Raw genomic sequence first — 24,354 nt, 5'->3', positions numbered from 1 at the left:
ATTATAATATTATCAAATTAATTAATAATAATATCAATATAAATAATTAAATTTTTTATATATTATTTTTATATATGAAAATTTCATTAATAGAATGTATATTTGATATATATTATTAAAATTATAGGTTATTTTTTTAAATACTATATATAATTAATATTAATTTTTATTAATTAAATATTTTTTTTTAATTTTACAAAAATTAACACTAAAAAAATAGCTATGAAATTCAAAAGATATTTATCAATTCTTAATTTAGAAAATTCTTTATTGTTGATTACTTTATCGTTACTCTACCATGTTGCTAAAATGCTAAAAAAAGTTACTTCCTAAACTAGATAATCCTTTTAAATAAAAAATATCCATTTTAATTATATTTATTTAAAACTCATAATTAAAATCTACTCTAAATTTTTTATAAATAATATAAAATAAATTTAAATTTCGCTTATGTTTAATAATGAAATTATGAATTATTGCTTTATATACTAAGAATATAAAATTAATTTATAATAATTATTGTAAAACATGGTTATTTAAAATAAATTTTTATCAAAAAATTGATAATGAATTTATTGAATTAATATGATTCTTTTTTGATATGGATATTCCATATACTAAAATATAGTATAAATTTTAAAATATAATATATTAATATTTTATTTTAAAAGATTCATAATAATTTTTAAAATATTATAATTTATGTAATTTGATATAAATAATCTACCAATATAATTTACCTTTTATAATTTATAAATCGATAAAATAATGAGTTATTGATCAATAAATTAATTGCGGTTTTAAATAAATAAAGCTTTTACTGTCTCTATTTCTTGGCAAATCATCTGATAGAGCACATTTATTACAGGCTGCTTGCCATGATTTATTACTTTCAAATAAATTAAACAGTTACATTCTTCTTGAACAGCACTTATTATTAACTCCAGATATTTTATTTGGTCTTGAAAATTATGATTTGATTTGCTTAGATAATATCGATTAGATAGCAGTTTATCACTAATGAATAGAGGCAATATTTGATCTGTTTAATCATTTATTAGAAAATTTCCAAGCTAAGTTATTAATCACAGCTAATAATTCGACTAAACAAATTCCTTTTAATCTTACTGATTTAGCTTCACGTTTGGAATGGGGACAAAGTCTATCAGTTGAAAGAGTTAACTGATGAAGATAAATTAAGTGCGCTACAATTATGTGGTTTTGATTTATCAACTGATGTTGAGTTATTTCTTTTAAAAAGAGTTGAGCGTGATGTGATATACAATCTTTATTTGATATGCTTAATATATTAGATAAAGACACTATCGCTTAACAAGAAAAACTAACTATTTCTTTTATAAAAACATTCTTTAATTTATAACAAAACTATATGGCTTAATGAATAATAAACCGAAAGCGATCGTCTTTTTTGATTTAGATGGGACATTACTTACTAGTGGTATTCAATAGGCTGATAGTACTGTGGCAGCTGTGGCAGCTTTACATAAATTACGCGCTAATCATATAATACCTAGTCATAGCGACAGGCAGATCTGTATTTGAAGTGAAACATATTATGCATAGAACAGGTATTGATTTTATTATTGGTATGAATGGGCAGTCACTAATTTATTAGGGGAAATCAATATTTACTAATAATATTGATCCACAGGTTTAAGATTGTTAAAAATATGCTGATATTAGAAAATAAACATCTTTGTAATTTAAGAGAGACTTACTCAATTCACTGTATACGATTTAGTAGGATTAGTTGTTTTATGTAATCAAAGAAAAACATTAGTATTTATTCTTATAACTCACTGTTTTCAAAAATTATTATGCCCACATACAACGCTTTTACAAATGTGGTTATAACCTTAATGAAGTATATAATTTTTAATAATACCAGACCATGCCGATAATTTTAGGTTAATTCATCTTGACAATATTCACTTAGTTGTTGTAATTCAGAGCTCTTTCGGCCAATGTCCTGTGGTTTGATATAACCATTTTAAAACTCGTTTGGCATAGGAACGATCATTAAGATATGAAAATAGCGTATAAAATAGTAACAGGAGTAAAGGGATAATTTGTGCCCCGGGTATTATCCATAAAAAACTTTTCGCTATAAAATCAAGCTGCTCAATTGGATATATTATTATCACTAATAATAAAAATCCAATTGGGGCAAAAACAGTATAAAGATACAAATTACGTAATATGGTTTTCGCTTTTTGTTTACTTATCCAAATACAATGAGTAAATAAATAGCTTGAACCATCGGTATGATTAATAATCCCTTGTATTTTGTTATTTTCAAATATTAAACTGAGTTTATCTCCTGATGCAATAAACGTCGGATGACAAAAATAATAAACAACAGGTATTAAATCTGAAGCATAATCATCTGAAGCAATTGAACTATGACCACCATCCTCGAAGCATAATCTAACACCATTAAAATCAAAAAATATTATCTTTTGGCTTGTAAGAGAAGTTAATTGGTAATCTATATTAGTCGCAATTCCTTCATATACAGGTAAGTCAGTTGATGAACAATTAAAGGTTTTGTGATGTTCTAAAAACGAGATTTTCATAAAACAAAAATCACCATTTTTGAATCTATGATATCGCTGACGTAAAAAAATTTGTTTGGGTAAAACCAAATTTATTAGACGATATAGCGTTGAACAAATACACCATACCAAAATTAGAAATAACCCAGTGGCTAAAAGTAGCGTTATAAATTCAAGATCCAGCCAAAATCCTATCAGGATCAAAAATGGTAAAATTAGCGTAGAAGGATGAGGAATTGCATAATGTAATTTATTACGAATTGCTAAGTCTCCTTTCCCTGAAACTAACCAATGAAGCCAAAAAGTGCCGTCATTAAGTGCATGAGAACCAATATGGATAATATCGCCTTTATCTAATTTATCTAAGACACTTACATCGATAAATTGGTTTTTATAAAAAAAATAAGTTCCCTCATTGGTAATAATACGATAACAATCAGTAAAGTTATAAGGAATGCAGTCATATCGATAAAATCTAGAAGTAATAAATTGGAAATTATATCTCATTTTGTGTTCATAGTCTTATAGTTATCAATCCACTTATTTGCTGGTTTATCAATGTATCAGCATTAATCGTATGCTGGAGTTTTCTCGTTCAAATAATGGTATTCCATTAGCTTTTTATAATGATCACTTGATGCGAATTTCAATATCAGGAGAGGCAGCGAAAAAATTTTATGATTATTTGAAACAAGCTATTCCTCAATTTTAGGATAAAATTCATCTTCATAAGCCAATTCATATGCTACTCTTGATCTGTGAAAATGGAGAGCAATCTATCAAGATTTTTTTCCTGAACTCACCTTTATACGAAATACACCGTATTGTGTTGATATATTTAATACTAGAGGTTCAAAAGCATTTGATATTACAAAATGCCAATTTGTATGGTATTTCCTAATCATATGCATTTGGAGACAGATTAAACGATATTGAAATTTTTAAAATGGTAGATCATCCCATAGCGATGGCTAATGTGGAAGCACCTTTGAAATTTGAAAGAGCATATTCAATTAAGTACTGCTGATTATTAACCAAAATGGCATGGCTATAGGTTTATAACAGCTAGGGCTCATTTAATTATAATATTTGTTTTGTTAATCGTGTAGTCAATAAATAACAGAAAACACGATTAACAATTAAAAGAAAAATAGATTTATTATAAATTTATTTTGGTTCTTCACCATACTGATTAGAACCGGGTGTTGATTCTAAGTTTAATGAAACAATCCATACGATTACTGGAGCGAAAAGACATAGTAAGCACCACTTACCAGAGTATCCAGCATCATGTAAGCGACGAACATTAAATGATAATGTGGATAAGAAATATCCTGCCAAAATTGCCCAGCACACTATCGTTCCTAAAAATTCAATCGCACGAGTAAGTAATGCACCTAAAATAATAGCTATTATAAATAATATAGAATTAATTATTATAAAAAAGCCAAATGCACGTTTGCTTTCGCGCCCTGTATAACAAAAAATATTTTTGTAACCATGCAGCAATGTTTTAAAAGCATAAGAATTAAGTAATTTTTCTTTCATTAGTTTATCTATTTTTTTTAATTTCGGTATATCACAAAAACCCGCTATTAAAGCGGGTTTGATTATCGTTTTTTTGCAGAGAGGATGGGATTCGAACCCACGATACGGTTACCCGTATACTACCTTTCCAGGGTAGCCTCTTCAACCACTCGAGCACCTCTCTTTATAATTGAAGCGCAAATATAGAAATATTTTTAAATTGAACCAAGCATAAAGCTAAACTTTCTAAAAATTTTAAAATTAACTAATAACGATTTAATGAAAAAACAACTAAGTTATTCTCTTAGTTGTTTTTTCATATTTATATATAAGAATGATTTACATATTAACTGTACATATCATCAATTAGTAATTTGAATTTTTCCAATACAATTTTTCGTCTAATTTTTAAAGTAGGAGTAATTTCTCCCAAATCCATATTAAAATCCATAGGGAGCAAATGGAATTTTTTAATCTTTTCAAATCCTGCCAAATGTTCTTGCATTTGATTAATTCTATTAGTAAAAAGCTCTTTTATTTTTTGATTGATTAAAAGTTCTTCTAAAGAATTAAAATGAATATTTAATTTACTTGCAAAAAGTTTTAGAGCTTCAAAATTCGGTACTAATAAAGCAGTTACATAAGGCTTATTATCACCAACAAGTACAGCTTTCTCAATTAAAGTATCATTGGTCAATAAATTTTCAATAGGTTGGGGACAAATATATTTTCCATTGGAAGTTTTCATTAAATCTTTGATACGATCTATAATTATCAAATTACCGTTTTCATCAAATTTTCCAGCATCTCCGGTTCTAAACCAACCATCAGCAGTAAATGCTTCTTTTGTTTCTTTTTCCTTATTATAATATCCCTTGAAAACACCATATCCTTTAATGAGAATTTCATTTTCTTCACCAATGCATATTTGAACACCTGTCATAGGCTTTCCAACAGAATTATATTCATAATTATTTAGTGGAAATGCGGCCACTGTAGCAGTTGTTTCAGTTAGTCCATATCCTACACGTAGTTGAATTCCAATAGAATCAAAAAATTCAGTAATTTCAGGACTTATTGATGCGCCACCTACCGGAATAAACCATAAATTTCCACCGAGTCGTTTTTTTATTTTTTTAAAGAAAATAGTATCTACTATTTTATATTTAACAGCTAATAATAAAGGAATTTTTATATTTTTTCTTTTCAAGTCAGCATAATTTCGACCTATAGTTAAGGCAGAATTAAATATTTTTTTAAGAAGCTTAGGACTTTTTTTTATTTTTTCATTAACTGAAATATAAATTTTTTGAAAAAAACGAGGAACCGTGCACATAGTAGTTGGTCTTACTTCCGTAAGAAATTTAGTAATTTCTTTTGGATTTTCACAAAAGCTTAATTGACCTCCACTAGAAAGTACGAATGAACTCCAACATTTTTCGAAAACATGGCTCAAAGGTAAAAAAACCAAAGAGTTTTCATTTTTTGGAGTAAATCCATAGAAATTTTTATGCGCATTACAGGTCTCAATAAAATTACCGTGGGAAAGCATAACACCTTTAGGTTCTCCAGTCGTTCCAGACGTATAAATTATGGATGCAATATCATCCATATTTTTAGATTTAATTTCACATTCAGTAGAATGATCTTTTATCAATTCATAAAAATGATAAGAATATTTACTTTTTAAATCGATAATATTTTTAGCTACTAAAATATGTTCAAGGGAATTGGATTTTGAATAAATTTCAAGACAATTAGAATACTGTTTTTCATTACCAGCAAAAATAATTTTTACATTAGCTTCTTTAATAATATATTCCGCTTGTTCAGATGTAAGGGTTGCAAAAATTGGAACAGTTATTCCTCCGATATTTAATATTGCTAAATCTAGAATCACCCATTGCGGCATATTATCAGCATATATAGCTATCTTATCATCAGGTTTAGCACCCAAAGATTTTAATGCATTAGCAGTTTGTTTTACTAAATTAGTAAATTCTTGCCAAGAGTAAGATTTCCATTCGTGATTTTCTTTATAATTTAAGGCTACTTTAGATGATAACATTTTGTTATCAAGTATGACTTGCGAAAAATTCATATTTAATTTTTTGTTATCGAAATTTAAAATCAATGATATTAATAAATTTTCGAAAAGTAAATTTATGAATTTTATAATTATTTTGAAATTAAGATATGTTAATAATTTCAAAAATTATCTAAGTTTTGGCTAGGTTTAGTAATAATATGTATTTTTATATCCTAAAAAATAGTAAAAAAATGGTGTCAGGAATTGTAAATACCTTTATCCAATGGTATATAAAGAAAAGGGTTAAACAAATGGAAGTTTTCATAAATAATCCTGAAGATATCCAAAATGCCGTACTAAGTGCTCTTTTATATAAGGCAAAAGATACAGAATATGGAAAAAAATGTAAATTTAAATCTATTACTTCCTATAAGGATTTCAAGGAACAGGTTCCCTTGGTGCATTATGAAGATTTCGAGCCTTATATAACACGAGCCAGAAAAGGGGAGAAGAATGTTATTTGGCCCGGTCAAATTAAATGGTTTGCTAAATCCTCAGGTACAACCAATGCCAAAAGCAAATTTATTCCTATTACAGAGGATAGTTTACAAGAATGTCACTATAAAGCAGGTAAAGATTTGTTTTCCATGTATGCATATCACAATCCGAAAACTAAAATTTTTGAATGCAAAAATCTTAGATTGGGAGGTACTAGAGAAAATTATTCCGGATTTGATTCAAAATATGGTGATCTATCAGCAGTGTTAATTGATAATCTACCCTTTTGGGCAGAGTGGAAAAGTACACCCAATAAAGAAGTTTCTTTATTAAAAGAGTGGGAAATAAAATTACCGGCAATTGTTGAACAGGTAATAAAACAAGATGTAGGGAGTTTCACCGGAGTTCCTTCCTGGATGATGGTTTTATTAAGAAAAGTATTAGAAGCTACACAAAAAAAATATATTGACGAAATATGGCCGAACCTTGAATGTTTTTTTCATGGAGGGATTAGTTTTTCTCCCTATGTTGAGCAATATGCATCAATAGTTTCAAAACCCATTAATTATTATGAAATCTATAATGCATCGGAAGGTTATTTCGCCATGCAAGATACTAATGATTGTAAAGATATGCTCCTAATGCTTGACTATGGTATATTTTATGAGTTTATTCCCATGGATGAGTTTTATTCTGATTATCCATCTATTATCTCTTTAGAAGATGTACAACTAAATACAAACTATGCTCTGGTTATAACAACCAATGGAGGATTATGGCGTTATATTATTGGAGATACTGTAAAATTTGTATCAAAACACCCATATCGAATACGAGTAACTGGAAGAACTAAATTTTATATAAATGCTTTTGGAGAAGAATTAATGGTAGAGAATGCTGAAAAGGCTTTGAAGCAAGCAGAAAAAGAAACTCATGCAATAATTTCAGAATATACAGCCGGGCCTATATTCATGAAAGGAAAAGAAAAAGGTTCTCATGAATGGATAATTGAATTTACGCAGCAGCCGACTTCTCTTGAAAAATTTACGGAAATTTTAGATAGAGAGTTGCAATTGTTGAATTCCGATTATGAAGCCAAAAGATATAATGATATGACTTTGACTATGCCGAAAGTACATATTGCGAGGTCCAATCTTTTTTATGATTGGATGAAGCAAAGAGGAAAACTGGGTGGACAAAATAAAATTCCACGATTAGCCAATGACAGAGAATATCTGGATTCACTGCTGAAACTTGACGATAAATAACGTAAAAATTTTACTAATGAGACAATTATTTTTAATTTTAAGTATTAACATTATTCTGCTCTCATGTTCAACAAAAAAAAATGCTGATATTATGGTAGGTAATGATAAGGATGACCATGGGTGCATAGGTTCTGCAGGATATCAATGGTCACAAACCAAGAAAACATGTATTCGTCCTTTCGAGCAAGGAACTAAATTAAATGCTGTGTCTTCTTCATCGACTTTTGCCGCCTATATACTGGTGAAAGGAGATGTAATTGAAGTTTTTGCAGCAGAAATTAAAGGTTCTTTAATTCTAAAAAAAATAGGAACGAATGAATGGAAAAATAAAAATTGGGAAATAAATAAAATAAATAAAATTTATTACTTAGATAAAGATGGAAAAACTCTTTACAAGGGTAAATAGAATTAACAATGATTTTAATTAATGTATACAAAGAAATTTTATAAAGTTTATATACAACAATTTTCGAATGTACATTTACTTCTGTATGTTAAAGATAAATTATTTATATATAAAGATTATTTTCTAAATTATATAGATAACTTAAAGAAAAAGCTAATTATAAAGGAATTTTGAAAATTATTATAAATTTCTTAAATTAATTAATAATCGTATAAAATTATAGGATGAGTCAGTCACCTTTAGCAGAAAGAATGCGTCCGAAAACCCTTAAGGACTATCAATACCAATCTCATTTGATAGGAAAAGATGGGCCCATAAGAAGAATGATAGATAGTGGAAATTTAGCTTCTATGATTTTTTGGGGTCCCCCGGGTACCGGAAAAACTACTCTTGCAGAAATCATTGCTTCCGAATCTAAAAGAGAGTATTATACCTTAAGTGCTGTAAGTTCGGGAGTAAAAGAAGTAAGAGAAGTAATCGAGAAGGCTAAGAATCAAAATTTATTTACTGGAAAAAGCCCTATTTTATTTATTGATGAAATACATCGTTTTAATAAGTCTCAACAAGACAGCCTGTTACAAGCTGTAGAAAAGGGATGGATAGTCTTAGTCGGTGCAACAACTGAAAATCCGAGTTTTGAAGTAGTTTCCGCATTATTATCTCGCTGTCAGGTTTATACACTTTACCATTTAGATAAAAATGCCTTGTCAAATTTATTACATAGAGCAATTACTGAAGATGAAATTTTATCTAAAAAGAATATAATTATTGATGAAGAGGAAGCATTGTTCCAATATTCAGGAGGAGATGCAAGAAAATTGTTGAATAGTTTGGATTTAGTAGTACAACAATTTAATGGTCAGGAAGAAATACATATCAATAACGAAGAAATAAAAAAAGTCATACAAGAAAATATGGCTTTATATGATAAAGATGGTGAACAGCATTACGATATAATTTCAGCATTTATAAAATCTATACGGGGTTCAGATCCTAATGCAGCCGTCTATTGGCTGGCGAGAATGTTGGAAGGAGGGGAGGATATCAAATTTATAGCTAGAAGGATGGTTATTTCAGCATCGGAAGATATAGGCATGGCAAATCCAACTGCCTTAATATTAGCAAACAATACATTTCAGGCCATTGCTGTCATTGGGAATCCGGAAGCAAGAATTTTATTAAGTCAATGTGCCGTATATTTAGCAACCTCTCCCAAATCTAATGCTTCTTATTTAGCCATTAATTCGGCTTTATCCTATGTAAAGAAAACGGGAAATCTATCTGTTCCTCTTCATTTAAGAAATGCACCTACCCAATTAATGAAAGAATTAAATTATGGATCGGGTTATAAATATTCTCATGATTATCCTGGAAATTTTGCTTATCAAGAATTTTTACCGGATGAAGCCTCTCATGAAACTTTTTATCAGCCGGGTAATAATTCCAGAGAAAATAAACTTAGAGATTATTTAAGGAATCTATGGATGGATAAATATGATTTTTAATTGAATTTTTACTAAATCTATTATAATTCTTAAGAAGATTATTACTAGTGAAATTTAGATTCTTACCTTAATAGATTTCATTTCAAATAACAATTTTAAATACATCATTTATCCATATTTATTAAAAGTAACTTATCTGATAAATTATGAATAGAGCGAAAGCGTATTTTTTTCATAATGATTTTTTTAGTAAGATATGTGTATTTTTGTATAGGAAATCTTAATAACATATATGTCGTTAGAACTTCAGTTAAAAACACTACCCAACAAACCTGGTATTTACCAATTTTTTGATGAAAATCAAAAGATTTTATACGTAGGAAAAGCTAAAAATCTTAAAAAAAGGGTTTCCTCTTATTTTAATAAAGACCATATAGGTAAAACTAAGGTTTTGGTATCAAAAATTAGGAATTTAAAAATTACTGTTGTGGATACTGAATATGATGCTTTGTTATTGGAAAACAATCTAATAAAAGAATATCAGCCTCGATATAATATCCGTTTAAAAGATGATAAGACTTATCCTTGTATATGTATTAAAAAAGAACCATTTCCAAGAATATTTCTTACCAGGAAAATTATTCATGATGGATCGGAATATTACGGACCTTATAGCTCTGTAATAGTTGCAAAAGCCTTGTTAGAGCTTATTAAAAGTATTTATCCTTTACGAAGCTGTAATTTAGATCTATCTAAGGAAAAAATTCAAGCTCATAGATATACGGTTTGTCTTGAATACCATATTCATAATTGCTTAGGTCCGTGTGAGGAAAATCAAACGCTGGATGATTATTTAGAAAATATTAAAGAAATTAGGGATATCATCAAAGGAAATATATCGGAACCTTTAGCTTCTTTACGAAATAAAATGATGAAGTATTCTCAGAAAATGGAATACGAAAAAGCGCAGCAAATCAAGGAGAAGTTAGATCTATTGGAAAAATATCAGGCAAAATCAACCGTTATTTCTCCAGTTATTTCCAATGTTGACGTTTTTGGAATAACTTCAGACGAATCTGCTGCTTATATCAATTATTTTAAAATTGTGAAAGGAAGAATAATTCAATCCTATACTACTGAAATTAAAAAACTTTTAGAAGAGACAGAAGAAGAAATATTGCAAAAATGCATCATAGATATACGGGAAAAATTTAACTCAGCATCCAAAAATATTTATATACCTTTTCCTATAAATTTGAAAATACCAGAAGTAAAATTAATAATACCTAAGATAGGCGATAAAAAGAAAATTTTAGATTTATCTGAAAGAAATGCAAAAGAATACAGATTGGAAAAACTAAAACAGGTAAAAATAGTAGATCCTGAACGCCATTCCAATCGCATTATGGCGGAAATGAAAACACTTTTACATCTTCCAGAAGAACCACGTTTAATTGAAGGCTTTGATAATTCAAATATACAGGGAACGAATCCTGTTTCCGCCTGTGTCGTCTTTAGGAATGGAAAACCAAGTAAAAAGGAATACCGCATTTTTAATGTTAAAACTGTTGAAGGTCCCAATGATTTTGCTACGATGGAGGAGGTAATTTATAGAAGATATAAAAGACAGTTAGATGAAAATAATGAGCTTCCTCAACTAATACTCATTGATGGAGGTAAAGGTCAACTAAGTTCAGCGTATAAATCATTAGAATTATTAGGTTTAGCTGGAAAAATTCCTATTATTGGAATTGCAAAGAGATTAGAAGAGCTTTATTTTCCTCATGATCCAATTCCTTTGTATTTAGATAAGACGTCTGAGACCTTAAAAGTACTTCAAAAAGTACGAGATGAAGCTCACAGATATGGAATTACCAGACACAGGAATAAAAGAAGTAAAAAAACTTTTACTACTGAATTGGAAACAATTTCCGGTATCGGAAAAAAAACCATTGAAATACTCTTAAGTCATTTCAAATCCGTTTCTGCTATAAAACAGGCAAACGAGAATGAAATTAAAAAACTTATTGGCGATAAAAGAACTTCAATCATTCTAGATTATTTTAATACTGAAAATTAAATTCTTGTAATAATTATAGCTATAAAAAGTTAACCATTGAAATTTTATAATATAATTCAAAGATAATAGTATTTTTGCCTATTATTTTAAATACAATCTTTATGAATTATACTATCTGTTCTAAAATCAGTTTACTGTTTGTTTTTATAGTGAGCTTTCAATTTGCAAATTGTCAAAAAAAATCTTCATACAATTTAGTACTCTTACATTCTGTAAAAAAAATTCTTACAGCTAGTACCGACCAAAGTTTTTCTGTATTGAAAGATACTGGGTCTTTTTTAATCAATAACAGCTTAGAGGAAGCTCTTCCCGACGAACTCAAACAAATTAATTCGAAACTTGAATCTTTAGGATTAACCGGTTTAGTTGAAAAAGAAAAACAAAATATAGGAAAAGCTGCTCAAGAAGTTGTTCCTTTAATAAAACCGATTATCAATTCAGCCATAAAAGAAATTAAACCATTAGATGCTGCAAAAATACTAGCAGGAGGAAAAGGAGCAGCTACACAATATTTGAAAAAGAAAACAGAAGCTAAACTTATTGCTGCTATACAACCTAAAGTTGAAAACGAAATGAATTCCAGTGGCATAAGTACTTTGATCAATACAGCTTTAAATGATCAAAGATTACAAAATGCAATAGCTTTACTTACGGGAAACAATTCTTCTTCTAATACGTATACGAGTAAATCAATAGGGGAATATGCGACACGTCAAATTGTAAATGGATTCTTTAAGGTTGCTGAAGATTATGAAATAAAAAATTCAGATCTTACCCAAGATCGTATAAAATCTCTTGTAAAATAATTTTTTATATCCTTGTATATAAAATGATTATATATTTAAAATTAAGGTAAATAATTTGAACAGAAAAATTATTATTAAAAAATAAATAAAAAAGCCATTCATATTTGAATGGCTTTTTTATTTATCCAATGGTTAATTATTTAATCATTTCATAGCTACGTTTTATAAAATCGGTAAGCTCTTTCCCTTTTAATATATTTTGAGAAAGTTTAGCCAAATCTAATGCTTGTTTAATAATAGAAGCTTTCTCTTCTTTATTATCTTTTTTTAAGATTTCAGTAGCTAGAGGATTATTTGTGTTGATAACAAGATTGTAAGTTTCTGGAAAATTACCCATCATACCAAACATGCCTCCACCCACTTGCTGCATATCCTTCATTCTACGCATAAATTCTGGTTGGGTCAAAATAAATGGCGCATCGTCTTTGCTAAGATTTTCCAAAGAAATGGTATAGGTTTTAGAATCTATGGTTTCTTCTAATTCTTTTTTAAGAGTTTCTTTTTCTTCATCTGTTAAAACAGAAACCGTATTTTCATCTTTTTTAATGAGATTATTGATATGATCAGCATCTACACGAACAAAAGAAATATTTTCTTTAGAAGTTTCCAATTTTTGAATTAAGTGAGGAACAATAGGAGAATCCAAAAGTAGAACTTCATATCCTTTTTGCTTAGCAGTCTGGATGTATTGATCCTGCTCATCTAAATTTGAGGCATATAAAATCACTAATTTACCATCCTTATCAGTTTGGTGATCTTTAATCTTATTTTTTAATTCGTCAAATGTGTAATAGGTATGGTCTACAGTCGGATAGAGAGCAAATTTATCAGATTTTTCATAGAATTTTTCTTCAGAAATCATTCCATATTCGATGACAATTTTAATATCATTCCATTTCTTTTCAAAATCTTCACGATTTTCATTAATCAATGAAACCATTTTATCGGCTACTTTCTTAGTGATGTACGAAGATATTTTCTTTACTGCACCATCAGCCTGTAAATACGAACGTGATACATTTAATGGAATATCCGGGGAATCAATAACTCCTCTTAATAACATTAAGAAATCAGGAACGATTCCTTTGACTTCATCTGTAACGAATACTTGATTTTGATATAATTGAATTTTATCTTTATCTAAATTTAAATTGTTAGCTAATTTAGGAAAGAATAAAATTCCTGTTAAATGAAATGGATAGTCTACGTTTAAATGAATGTAAAATAAGGGTTCATCAAATTGCATTGGGTATAGCTCATGATAAAACGCTTTATAATCCTCATCTTTCAACTCAGAAGGAGATTTAGTCCATGCCGGCGTTGGATTATTTATAATATCATCTACGATAACTTTTTCAGGCTTAGCATCCTTATCGGCACCTTCAGGTAAAGGCAACGTTTCTTCCTTAGTTCCAAATTTAATCGGAATAGGCATAAAACGGTTATACTTTAATAGAAGTTCACGAATTTTATATTCTTCTAAGAATTCAGAAGAATCTTCAGCAATATGTAAGATTATTTCTGTTCCGCGATCTTTTTTATCAGAAGGACCTAAATCAAATTCCGGGCTTCCGTCGCATACCCATTGTACAGCAGGGGCATCCGTATAAGATTTAGTAATAATTTCAACCTTATCGGCTACCATAAAAGCAGAATAGAAACCAAGACCGAAATGTCCTATGATTCCTTCTTTTTCTGCATCTTTATGTTTTGAAATGAAATCCTCAGCTCCTGAAAAAGCAACTTCGTTAATATATTTTTGAACTTCTTCTTCAGTCATACCGATCCCTTGATCAATAATATGAAGGGTTTTATCTTCTTTATTTATTTTTATTTCAATAATTGGGCTGCCATATTCTACTTTGGTTTCACCTATGTTAGATAAATGTTTAAGTTTTAATGTGGCATCTGTAGCATTTGATACGAGCTCACGTAAAAATATTTCGTGATCGTTGTATAAAAACTTTTTTATCAGCGGAAAAATGTTTTCTACCGATACATTAATATTTCCTTTTGCCATATATAAATATTATTATTTTAGATTTTTTATTGATTATTGCAGAAAAATCAAAAAAAGTACCAAGGAAATTCTAATGACAAAATGACGGTAATAAAGCAAAAAAGTAATCTTTATTGTTAAAATTTATTTAAATAGAAATTTAGTTCTTACAATTTTTCAAAATTAAAATAATAACTAATTTTACTTGTTACAGAAAATATTATAAATTAATGAAAAAAATATCAATACGCACAGCTGTAAAAGCAGATTGTTCAAGAATTATGGAACTAATTCATGAGTTGGCAGATTATGAAAAAGCACCGGAACAGGTTACAGTAAGTAGAGAACATTTTGAGGAAAGTGGTTTTGGTAATCAACCGGTTTGGTGGGCATTTGTGGCGCAAGACGATGAAACCCGATCTATTGTCGGATTCGCTTTATATTATATTCGATATTCAACTTGGAAAGGACAACGCTTATATTTAGAAGATCTTTTTGTTTCTCGGGAATGGAGAGGAAGGGGAATAGGAAGCCAACTTTTTGATGCTTTACTAAAAGAAATGAGAGATAAAAAGTTTAATGGTATGGTTTGGCAAGTGTTGGAATGGAATGAATCTGCTATAGAATTTTATAAAAAATACAATACAGATTTTGATTCGCAATGGATCAATTGCAGTATCGAAAATACTAATTCTTAATTGATAGAATGAATATTTTATTTAGATTAAAATTCCATAATTTATAAAATTTTCCTATAAAATGATGTAAGTTTGTCCATCAATATTTTAAGAAAGATTTGCAAATGATTGAAAAATTTTATTAAAATAAACTATTAATTTAGGGAATTGCAGGTTAAAAGCGCGATATTTTTTGAATTTTATTATATTTGTAAGATTTATAAATTTTCATATAAAGTTTTAAATAAAAAAATAGTTATCAATTTAAATGTAAGGAAATTAAGTAATATAGCTTCCATATTCTATATAATTACGAACAAGTTAATAATTAATTTTGAAAAATTTAAAGTCTGAAAGAACCAAGAAAGAATTAAAAAGAGGTTTATCCAATCGACATATTCAACTTATAGCTTTAGGGGGCTCAATAGGGACAGGATTATTTTTAGGAATAGGTCCTGCAGCGGTAATGGCCGGACCTTCAGCAATTCTAGGCTATACCATTGCCGGTTTTATAGCTTTTATGATTATGAGACAATTGGGAGAGATGGTTGTAGATGAACCGGTTTCGGGAAGTTTTAGCCATTTTGCCAATAAATATTGGGGGCCTTTTGCCGGATTCGCCTCAGGCTGGAACTATTGGTTATTATACACCTTAGTTAGTATGACAGAATTGACCGCCATTGGAACTTATGTACAATTTTGGTGGCCTGAAATTCCATTATGGGCTTCCAGTTTATTTTTCTTTGTGGTTATTAATTTAATAAATTTATCCAATGTAAAGATATATGGAGAAGCAGAGTTTTGGTTCTCAATTATAAAAGTGATTGCCATTATTGCCATGATTGTATTCGGTAGCTATTTACTTATTAGCGGTACGGGTGGACCTAATGCTTCAATAAAGAATTTATGGAATGATGGGGGATTTTTTCCTAAAGGCTTATTTACACCTGATGGAGCAGGCAGCTATCAAGGATTATTCGCTTCTATGGCTTTTATTATGTTTTCTTTCGGTGGATTAGAACTTATCGGTATTACTGCTTCCGAAGCGGAAAATCCCGAAATAACCATTCCAAAAGCAACCAATCAGGTAATTTATAGAATTCTAATTTTTTATACTGGTGCATTAATCATTTTATTTTCTCTTTCACCATGGAGAGAAATTACTACCGGAAGTAGTCCTTTTGTAACCATTTTTGATACACTTAATGGTTTCAGCTTTTCGATTTTGGGCCATACATTTTATTTTACCAGTATTATCGCCAATGTATTAAATGTAGTGGTTCTTACTGCAGCACTTTCTGTTTATAACAGTAGTGTATATAGTAACAGCCGAATGTTATACGGGTTGTCTGTACAGGGAAATGCTCCGAAGTTTTTATCAAAACTCAATTCCAATCATGTACCCGTAATGGCTATCTTGGTTTCAGCTTTATTTGCAGCTGTTTGTGTTATCATTAATAAACTGATGCCTAAGGAAGCTCTTAATTATTTAATGTCTTTAGTGGTTTCATCACTTATTATTAACTGGATTATTATCAGTTTAACTCATTTCTATTTTAAGAAAAGCAAAAATAAAGAGGGAATTTATAATACCAAATTTCCTTCTCTATGGTATCCGTTTGGTAACATTCTTTGTTTATTATTCTTAGTTGGTATTTTACCAATTATGTGGATGACAGGAATGGAATTATCCATTGAGCTCATTCCGGTTTGGTTATTTGTTTTATATTTTTGCTATCGATTTCCAAAATATAAATGGATATTATTAATTATCTTCCTTGTTTATTTTGCTTGGAGGATTTTAACAATGTTTTATTAATCTAATTAATCTAAACTATTTTCAAATCACCATTTTCGCTTTAGAAAATTTAAAAAAGTCATTGCATAATCAAGAAAATAAGATTGTTGACTTAATCAATTGTATATCTAGGATTTAATTTTTATTAAGAAAATCGATTTTCTTGCTTACTGATTAAACCCAATCATTTTTTTCTCAATAAGATATGTAAAAACGTTCTGTAAAATTATTTTTTAGGAACGAGAAAGCTTTTCTAACGCGAATTGTATCATTTTATCTATAGAAGAATAGGGGTCTTTACTGAATGTACCGGCATACCTATTTGCAACAATCGTGTTTAGCGATAAGGCCCTGTGTCCCATAAGTTTTGATAATCCGTAAATGGCTGAAGTTTCCATCTCAAAATTGGTAATTCTATGATTTTTATATTGGAATTGAGATAGTTTTTCATTCATTTTTTCGTCATCTAAATTCAATCGTAAAATTCTTCCTTGAGGCCCGTAAAATCCAATGGCGGTAGCAGTAATTCCGGTTACAACGGACGAATTTTCACACATAAGAGCTAGTAATTCTTCCGATCCATCCACTACGTAAGGTGTAGCTCTTTTTTTATTCCACCCGGTCTGAGAAGTAAACGCTTGAGCAATTTCATTGGTATAAAATTTTTCCGTTCCCATGTAAAAACTCATTAAACCGTCAAATCCCAACCCTTTATTGGAAGCAACCATAGTATCCACAGGTATATCTGCTTGTAAAGAACCAGAGGTTCCTAATCTAACAAAAGTCAGTTGGGTTGATTCAGTTTTTATTTTTTTATTAACCAAATCTATATTAGCTAAGGCATCTAACTCATTAATTACTATATCTATATTGTCAGTACCCATACCTGTGGAAATAACGGTTAGTCTTTTACCGTTTAGCCATCCTGTATGTGTTACAATTTCGCGTTTTTGAGATTTAACTTCTATGGTATCGAAATATTGAGAAACCTTGGGTACGCGATCCGGATCTCCAACCAGGATTATTGTATCAGCCAATTCTTCGGGTCTGATATTACAATGATATATACTTCCGTTAGGATTTAAAACTAATTCTGAACTTGACAATTTTGTAGCCATAAATGGTATGGTTTTATGATAGATTTTATACTTTTTTATCCTCCGACACGTTTTATGGAAAATCCTTTTTCTTTTAAAATATCCATAATTTTATCTCGGTAATTCCCTTGGATTACGATAGTATCATCTTTTACTGAACCACCAACGCCTAATTTGGATTTGATTTCTTTTGCCAGACTTTTTAAATCTTCATCTGAACCATTGTAATTTTCCAAAATTGTAACCGGTTTTCCGTTTCTTCCTTTTTTTTCGTATTTACAAACGATTGGGTCATCCTGCATAAACAGTTCATTTTCCGATTGTGAAGACGATACTTCTTCTTCAAATTTATGATCGGGAAATATTTTTTTTAGCTGATCTTGTAAATCCATGATATAGATTGAGTATTGGTTACGAATTTAGGAATTTTTTAATTTCTAATCTTTATTGTATTCAAGAATAGCTAATATTTTTACTACTTATGATAAGATTGTTTGTTATGCCGGATAGATTTTTTAATAAGGAAATTTTAATTTATTTTTGATAGGTATCTAAATTAATAATGTAAATGATAACGATTAGAAAAATTTATTTGGCTGATTTGGATGTTCTTCAGGATATAAGCATTAAAACATTTGTCGAAACTTTCGGAAGTTCAAATACGAAAGAGAATATGAATATTTATGTGCATAATAGTTTTAATAATCTACAAATGGAATCGGAACTTACCAATCCTGATTCAGAATTTTATTTTGCTGAAGCGGGAAATAAAGTGATTGGATATTTAAAAATTAATTTTGGAACAGCCCAAACTGAGAGTAAGCATTATAATAGTTTGGAAATTGAAAGGATTTATGTCTTGAATGCTTATCAGAAACAAAGGGTAGGACAGCAGTTATTTGAAAAAGCTCTTGCCATAGCTGAAGAGAAAAGATGTAGCTATATATGGTTGGGTGTTTGGGAAAAAAATGCTAAAGCTCTACATTTTTATAAGAAAAACGGATTTGTTGAATTTGATCAACATATTTTTGTTTTAGGGGATGATAAACAAACGGATGTTATGATGAAATTAGAGGTAAAGAAGTGATTTAACAAACTTATTATTTATTGCTTTTATTAGATATAATTTTTTTAAATATAGAATTATATTATTTTATTACTAAAAACTAGGAATTTGTTTAATTAAAGATTTTTTTGTCTTGAAAAATTTTATGCATTTTTGAATACTAATATATTGATTAGATTAACTCTTAAAATGAAGTAACAAAATTTCAAAAAAATAAAAACTTGCTCTCGCTCAAATATTTATTTTTCAATCTTCTTTATTTTAAATATTGATTTTTTTTTTACAAAAAAAATACTATTTATATAGTATAAATAGTATAAAAAAAAAATTCTTAATTTATTATATAGTTTTTATGATCGTATCTATATCTAATCTGGATTTTGGAGTTATAGAAGGTTGATTGGTATCATTAGGATCTCTATATCCGATCGCTACAGCAAAAAGTGTGGAATAATCTTCTAATTTCAGGATTTCATCATATTTTTTGTTATCAATACCTTCCATCGGGGTGCTGTCAATACCTAAACTGGCACAAGCACTCATAAAGAACCCTAAAGATAAATATACTTGTTTTTGAAACCATGATTTTATCTCAAAATCTGATTGTGATTTTATTACTTGGTTATAGTAACCAATATTGCCTTCCGGTAAGTAAGCGAGTATATCTTTTTCAAATTTTTTGATATTATTAAGAGCGGTGAAAACAATTAAATGGCTACATTCTTTAATTTTACTTTCGTTAAATTCTGAGGCTTGAGACAACTGACTTTTAAGGGATTCTTCAGATATAAAAATGAATTCCCAAGGTTGACTATTAATAGAGGAGGGGCTAAGACGCAATATTTCTTTTAATTTTTGAATGTTTTCTTCAGATACTTTTTTTGAAGAATCGTATTTTTTTGTAGTATACCTGTTTTTTGCTAATTCCAAAAAATCCATGTTCTATAATTTTATAATTATTATTTAATTGGTTACTAAGTTATAAAGATTTAGTGAATTACTAAAATTAGGGTGGAGTTTTAGAATAATTTTCATCTAAGATTCTAATTATTCTAAAAATTTTAAATAATTGAACGTGTTATTTTAAATTTTCTTTAAAAAAGTTTTCAATCTTATCAAAGGGAATGCTACTGATTTTATCGTATAAATCGACATGAACAGCGTTTGGAATAATTAATAATTCTTTAGGTTCTGAGGCAGATTTATATGCATCTTCGCTGAAATATCGAGAATGTGCGTTTTCTCCCGCTATTAAAAGAATTGGACGTGGCGATATTTCTGTAATATAGGTCAATATTGGCATATTCATAAATGACAACGGATTGGTGGCATTCCAGGAGCCGGTTGAATTTAAGGAACGTGCATGATATCCTCTAGAAGTACGGTAATATTCGTAATAATCTTTAATAAATTGTGGTTCATCTCCTTTTAACTTTTCAGGATTTATTAATTCTCCGGCATGAAATAAACCCGATTCGGAGTCTTTCCAACGTTGTTCTCCCAATTTTTCCAATATTTTTGTGCGTTCTTCTTTAGTCATTTTATCATAGTAACCTTTTGCCATTACTCTGGACATATCATACATACTGGTAGTAACGACAGCTTTTATTCGTTTATCTACGGCAGCAGCATTAAGAGCGAAACCTGCCCACCCGCAAATTCCAATAATACCGATTTGATTTCTATCTACTATTTTCTGAATTCCAAGGAAATCTACAGCCGAACTAAAATCTTCCGTATTGATATCCGGAGAAGCAACATTACGAGGATTTCCTTCACTCTCTCCTGTAAAAGAGGGGTCGAAAGCCAGGGTTACAAAACCTCTTTCAGCCAATTGATTTGCATATAAACCAGATGATTGTTCTTTGACAGCTCCAAAGGGGCCGCAAATGGCTAATGCCGGAAAAGGTTTATTGTTATGCTTTTTGGGAACATAGAGATCGCCGGTAAGAGTTATTCCATATCGATTTTTAAAAGTTATTTTTTGTCTTGTAACTTTATCGCTTAAGTCAAAAGTATATTTTTCAATGGTTTTCATTTTTTCTTGATTTTTTTTAGATTGTGATATAACTAATGTGAATAAAAATATTGATAAAATTGTTATAATATTTTTCATTGTTTGGCTAATTAAAATTTATTTAACTTAATTTTTATATAACTTTTTTTATTATAGGTGATATAATTAATAATTATTGTAGACAAAAGTAAAATTTGAATTTCTTTTTTATTTTGCTGTAAAGTTCATTTTGTTTTTCTGAAGAGCTCAATTTTTAGGAGATTTTTTTAAAATATATATGCTTTAGGAGAGAGGAAACTATAAATTATCTTTTTTTATATATTATTTGAGTATGAAATACAGGGTATTGGACTTTTTTGTGTATTTTAATTATTTAAATTGCCTAAAAAAGCAACTTTTAAATTTATATTAGCATATAATTAAAAAAATAATTAATTAAATTAGATAAATTAATATTATTTAATTAAATTTGTAAAAAATTTAAATAAACTATTATATGAAAAAGTTCTTATTATTTTCAATACTTTCTGTTTTATTAATATCTTGTTCTAATCCATTAAATAAAAAATTTAATGATAAAAATTTTGATAAAGATATGGCTGCTATTATTGAAAGTAAAAAATTAAATAAAGAAGATGAAGAATTATTGCTAGGATGGGTTTTATTAAATGGATTTGAAATGGCTTCAGGAAAAACCTATAAACAAATTTTAAATGAAGCTAAAAATAATACTAAAAAAGAAAAAGATAAAGAAGAAGAAAAAAATAAGTAGAAAGAGCGGATAAACTAAAAAAGCTTTAGTTATCTCAGTATACGAGTATAATTATATAAATCTTGATCATGTTTTTAAATATTCTTTCTAAAATAAAGAGAATAAATAAATTTCATGAATTAATTTTTATAATTTGTTAAAAGACGTGATAGGTGTGTGAAATATGAAGTTAATATTACTGATAAAAAATTGCTCTAAATGAATTATTAAAGGAAGATATATCCATATAAAGCAGATAAATTTAATTAATAAGATGCTGAACAAGGAGAATCTAGTTTTCAAAATTTAAAAAAAAGATGCCTTTATAGAGAAAATTGTTTTTTCTGTTAGTTCTGAGTTAACCATGCAATGAATTATAACCAAATATTTATTCTAATTAGACCTGATCTATATTTGATCAGGTTTTTTCATTATTGTTAATAGATATTTAATCTATTAAATTAGATAAGCAAAGGTATAAAATTTTACGACAAAGCTAAAAATTTAATTTACCTATAATGTTCTTGCATTATGTTATATAGCTTTGAGTAATTTAAATTAAAAAAGAGTAGGAGAATAGGAATTTTATTTTTACCAATTAATTAACTTTATACAATATATCAAGTCTTTTATATTTATTAGAATAATCATAAGTACAAGAAAGCGACGTATCAATTATGAATACTTCCAATAGTAATTTTAATCTATTGAAATGATGAATTTATAGCATCTTAAATATTTGTATTGTAAAGATTCTAGAATAGATGAAGATTCATCTTATTGATTTCAAATGAATATATTTCAAAAGGAAAAATATCTGTATCTTCATGCCGAGCAATATTAGCTAATGCTTTTCTGAAGTTATAATTGTGAATAGTTTATATTTACTTACCTTCAATCAACCTCTCCAACTTTTCAATCATTTCTTTTTGTTGTTGGAGCATACGTTCATAAAGCTCCACCATTTTATCAAGTGGATTAAAGTTTGGCGAATTATTAATTATACTAGCGAATTGAGGGTTCGAATGGTCGTGATTGTTAAATGTATTAGCTATAACATTAATAGCTGAATTTTCATCAAAATTTTTGATGGCTTCCACAGGAACTTTTAAGAATCCGGCAATTTTTTCTAACACTTTATCGTCTAATGTTTCTTTAGATTCATAATCTGATATAGAAGATTGGGAAACTCCCATATCAAAAGCCAACGCTTCCTGTTTTATACCTAATATTTCACGAAAACGTTTAATATTTCTACCTTGATGTATCTTTCTGGATGTTGCGTTATCTATAGTCATAAGACAAACGTACTAATTTATTTTTGGGCTAGTATACAAAAAAGTTAAATAAAATATAAGATTAAAAATCAATGGTATTTGGTGAAAAATCAGTTTGTAAAATTGAATATCGGGCAGGGTAGAACTTCCTTTGCAGAAAGAAAAAATCAGAAATATATGGAAGTTCGTAAATATAAAAGCAAAGCCAAAATACGTACTATAAAGGTATATGAGAGGGATTTTAAAAGAGCCAGTTTCCGTTATATATCTTTTCCGGAAATACGTATGGCAGGCAAGTGGTTGCAGGATTCGGGTTTCAGAACCGGAGACCAAATAGTAATTAAGCATAGTAAAAAAAGAATTGTTATTACTAAGGCTTGAATGGTTAAATATTATGTAAAATAGGAAATAGCTTTTTCATTCTTTTAAAAGTAGAGGAATTATTATTTTTTATGTATTCACAAATTAATTAATTCATTTGTCTTGAAACTTTAGATATTTTAGCAGTTGCTTCATCTAATTTATAATTTAAGATATTTTCTTTGAAACTCTACTAATAGTTGGTTTGATTCGCATTTCATTAATCTATATTAGCTAAGGTAATCTAAAATATTGATTACTATATATTATTATCAGTACATATATCTGTGGAAATAACGTCTAGTATTTTATCATTTAGCATTTCTGTATGTGTAACAATTTAGTATTTTGAAATTTGACTACTATAGTATTATGATTTTGGTACAACTAGTTTATATAAACTACAAAGAGTGTGTTATGCACATCTTGTTCAGTAATACCTAGTGATTTTTATAAATTATTATAGTATTTTAATATGAAGGGTAAATTCCTATCTCATTATAGCGCAACCTTTACGGAACATATAAAGACAAACAAAGCCAACGCTAGAAATTTGACTATTCAAGTTTTATATATTCTTTTAGTAGCTGCTTCACATCAAAATCACACCGAGGAGCTAATCTGGGTAATTTTTTAGCCTCGCTTTCTGATATAAGGGTGTCATTATCCCAAATATC

21 protein-coding genes, 1 tRNA gene and 1 pseudogene are annotated in these 24,354 nt (G+C 28.6%); 13 read left to right on the top strand and 10 right to left on the bottom strand.

Going from position 1 to position 24,354, the window contains the following annotated elements; translation table 11 throughout:
• Positions 1–1,537 precede the first annotated feature (1,537 nt).
• On the top strand, positions 1,538–1,636 hold the full coding sequence (locus tag Q0T35_RS11215; RefSeq protein WP_366800139.1) for a hypothetical protein: 99 nt from the start codon (positions 1,538–1,540) through the stop codon (positions 1,634–1,636).
• A gap of 331 nt (positions 1,637–1,967) precedes the next feature.
• On the opposite strand, the gene Q0T35_RS10780 is transcribed toward Q0T35_RS11215, so the two are convergent.
• Entirely contained in the window at positions 1,968–3,083 is a 1,116-nt protein-coding gene (locus Q0T35_RS10780; RefSeq protein ID WP_295811351.1) for a hypothetical protein, read from the bottom strand.
• Between the two features lie 70 nt (positions 3,084–3,153).
• Here Q0T35_RS10780 and Q0T35_RS10775 point away from each other — a divergent pair, with 70 nt between their 5' ends.
• Together Q0T35_RS10775 and Q0T35_RS11210 are read left to right on the top strand one after the other, a co-directional pair.
• Positions 3,154–3,288 (top strand): hypothetical protein, encoded by a 135-nt coding sequence (locus Q0T35_RS10775; RefSeq protein ID WP_295811354.1) that lies wholly within the window; start codon positions 3,154–3,156, stop codon positions 3,286–3,288.
• Between the two features lie 204 nt (positions 3,289–3,492).
• Positions 3,493–3,603: pseudogene (locus Q0T35_RS11210) on the top strand (hypothetical protein); the annotation flags it as partial.
• Between the two features lie 140 nt (positions 3,604–3,743).
• Here the strand turns inward: Q0T35_RS11210 and Q0T35_RS10770 are convergent.
• From Q0T35_RS10770 to Q0T35_RS10760, 3 genes are all read right to left on the bottom strand, one after another.
• A complete protein-coding gene (locus tag Q0T35_RS10770) occupies positions 3,744–4,085 on the bottom strand; it encodes a DUF805 domain-containing protein (protein ID WP_295811357.1) in 342 nt (113 codons plus the stop codon).
• A gap of 115 nt (positions 4,086–4,200) precedes the next feature.
• Positions 4,201–4,287: transfer RNA gene (locus Q0T35_RS10765), tRNA-Ser, on the bottom strand.
• 162 nt (positions 4,288–4,449) lie between these two features.
• Positions 4,450–6,204 (bottom strand): long-chain fatty acid--CoA ligase, encoded by a 1,755-nt coding sequence (locus Q0T35_RS10760; protein ID WP_295843078.1) that lies wholly within the window; start codon positions 6,202–6,204, stop codon positions 4,450–4,452.
• 179 nt (positions 6,205–6,383) lie between these two features.
• Between Q0T35_RS10760 and Q0T35_RS10755 the strand changes: the two genes are divergently transcribed.
• From Q0T35_RS10755 to Q0T35_RS10735, 5 genes are all read left to right on the top strand, one after another.
• The gene (locus tag Q0T35_RS10755) at positions 6,384–7,898 is read left to right on the top strand and encodes a GH3 auxin-responsive promoter family protein (RefSeq protein WP_295843076.1); all 1,515 of its coding nucleotides are present in this window, start codon (positions 6,384–6,386) and stop codon (positions 7,896–7,898) included.
• A gap of 16 nt (positions 7,899–7,914) precedes the next feature.
• Positions 7,915–8,304, top strand: coding sequence for a hypothetical protein (locus Q0T35_RS10750; protein ID WP_295843074.1), 390 nt, complete (start codon positions 7,915–7,917; stop codon positions 8,302–8,304).
• 224 nt (positions 8,305–8,528) lie between these two features.
• Entirely contained in the window at positions 8,529–9,809 is a 1,281-nt protein-coding gene (locus Q0T35_RS10745; protein ID WP_293918587.1) for a replication-associated recombination protein A, read from the top strand.
• Positions 9,810–10,041: 232 nt separating this feature from the next.
• A complete protein-coding gene (gene uvrC / locus Q0T35_RS10740; RefSeq protein WP_293918588.1) occupies positions 10,042–11,829 on the top strand; it encodes an excinuclease ABC subunit UvrC in 1,788 nt (595 codons plus the stop codon).
• Between the two features lie 101 nt (positions 11,830–11,930).
• Positions 11,931–12,635: a DUF4197 family protein gene (locus Q0T35_RS10735; protein ID WP_295811371.1), complete on the top strand. Its 705-nt coding sequence runs from the start codon at positions 11,931–11,933 to the stop codon at positions 12,633–12,635.
• A gap of 136 nt (positions 12,636–12,771) precedes the next feature.
• Here the strand turns inward: Q0T35_RS10735 and htpG are convergent, their stop codons facing one another.
• Positions 12,772–14,655: a molecular chaperone HtpG gene (gene htpG, locus Q0T35_RS10730; RefSeq protein WP_293918590.1), complete on the bottom strand. Its 1,884-nt coding sequence runs from the start codon at positions 14,653–14,655 to the stop codon at positions 12,772–12,774.
• Positions 14,656–14,864: 209 nt separating this feature from the next.
• Between htpG and Q0T35_RS10725 the strand changes: the two genes are divergently transcribed.
• Complete coding sequence (locus Q0T35_RS10725) at positions 14,865–15,332, top strand: GNAT family N-acetyltransferase (RefSeq protein WP_295843072.1); 468 nt, start codon at positions 14,865–14,867, stop codon at positions 15,330–15,332.
• A 313-nt stretch (positions 15,333–15,645) separates the two neighbouring features.
• Positions 15,646–17,130: an amino acid permease gene (locus Q0T35_RS10720; protein WP_295843070.1), complete on the top strand. Its 1,485-nt coding sequence runs from the start codon at positions 15,646–15,648 to the stop codon at positions 17,128–17,130.
• Between the two features lie 212 nt (positions 17,131–17,342).
• On the opposite strand, the gene Q0T35_RS10715 is transcribed toward Q0T35_RS10720, so the two are convergent.
• Positions 17,343–18,227 (bottom strand): nucleoside phosphorylase, encoded by an 885-nt coding sequence (locus Q0T35_RS10715; RefSeq protein ID WP_293918595.1) that lies wholly within the window; start codon positions 18,225–18,227, stop codon positions 17,343–17,345.
• 35 nt (positions 18,228–18,262) lie between these two features.
• Positions 18,263–18,598 (bottom strand): translation initiation factor, encoded by a 336-nt coding sequence (locus tag Q0T35_RS10710; RefSeq protein WP_293918597.1) that lies wholly within the window; start codon positions 18,596–18,598, stop codon positions 18,263–18,265.
• A gap of 176 nt (positions 18,599–18,774) precedes the next feature.
• Between Q0T35_RS10710 and Q0T35_RS10705 the strand changes: the two genes are divergently transcribed.
• Complete coding sequence (locus Q0T35_RS10705) at positions 18,775–19,293, top strand: GNAT family N-acetyltransferase (protein ID WP_295843067.1); 519 nt, start codon at positions 18,775–18,777, stop codon at positions 19,291–19,293.
• Between the two features lie 318 nt (positions 19,294–19,611).
• On the opposite strand, the gene Q0T35_RS10700 is transcribed toward Q0T35_RS10705, so the two are convergent.
• Positions 19,612–20,211: a nitroreductase family protein gene (locus tag Q0T35_RS10700; protein WP_295843064.1), complete on the bottom strand. Its 600-nt coding sequence runs from the start codon at positions 20,209–20,211 to the stop codon at positions 19,612–19,614.
• Between the two features lie 139 nt (positions 20,212–20,350).
• Positions 20,351–21,310 carry an alpha/beta hydrolase gene (locus Q0T35_RS10695; protein ID WP_295843062.1) on the bottom strand — a complete coding sequence of 320 codons (960 nt, stop codon included), beginning with the start codon at positions 21,308–21,310 and terminating at the stop codon, positions 20,351–20,353.
• A 475-nt stretch (positions 21,311–21,785) separates the two neighbouring features.
• Here Q0T35_RS10695 and Q0T35_RS10690 point away from each other — a divergent pair, with 475 nt between their 5' ends.
• Complete coding sequence (locus Q0T35_RS10690) at positions 21,786–22,061, top strand: hypothetical protein (RefSeq protein WP_295843059.1); 276 nt, start codon at positions 21,786–21,788, stop codon at positions 22,059–22,061.
• 863 nt (positions 22,062–22,924) lie between these two features.
• Here the strand turns inward: Q0T35_RS10690 and Q0T35_RS10685 are convergent.
• Positions 22,925–23,338 carry a helix-turn-helix transcriptional regulator gene (locus Q0T35_RS10685; protein WP_295843058.1) on the bottom strand — a complete coding sequence of 138 codons (414 nt, stop codon included), beginning with the start codon at positions 23,336–23,338 and terminating at the stop codon, positions 22,925–22,927.
• 81 nt (positions 23,339–23,419) lie between these two features.
• On the opposite strand from Q0T35_RS10685, the gene Q0T35_RS10680 reads away from it, so the two are divergent.
• The gene (locus tag Q0T35_RS10680; RefSeq protein WP_295843057.1) at positions 23,420–23,698 is read left to right on the top strand and encodes a SymE family type I addiction module toxin; all 279 of its coding nucleotides are present in this window, start codon (positions 23,420–23,422) and stop codon (positions 23,696–23,698) included.
• Positions 23,699–24,354: the final 656 nt, after the last annotated feature.

It is taken from the genome of uncultured Apibacter sp. (assembly GCF_946479295.1).
In the GTDB taxonomy this organism is placed as follows: domain Bacteria; phylum Bacteroidota; class Bacteroidia; order Flavobacteriales; family Weeksellaceae; genus Apibacter.
The sequence above is the reverse complement of the archived record's forward strand: the minus strand, read 5'-3'. Positions and strand labels throughout refer to the sequence as shown.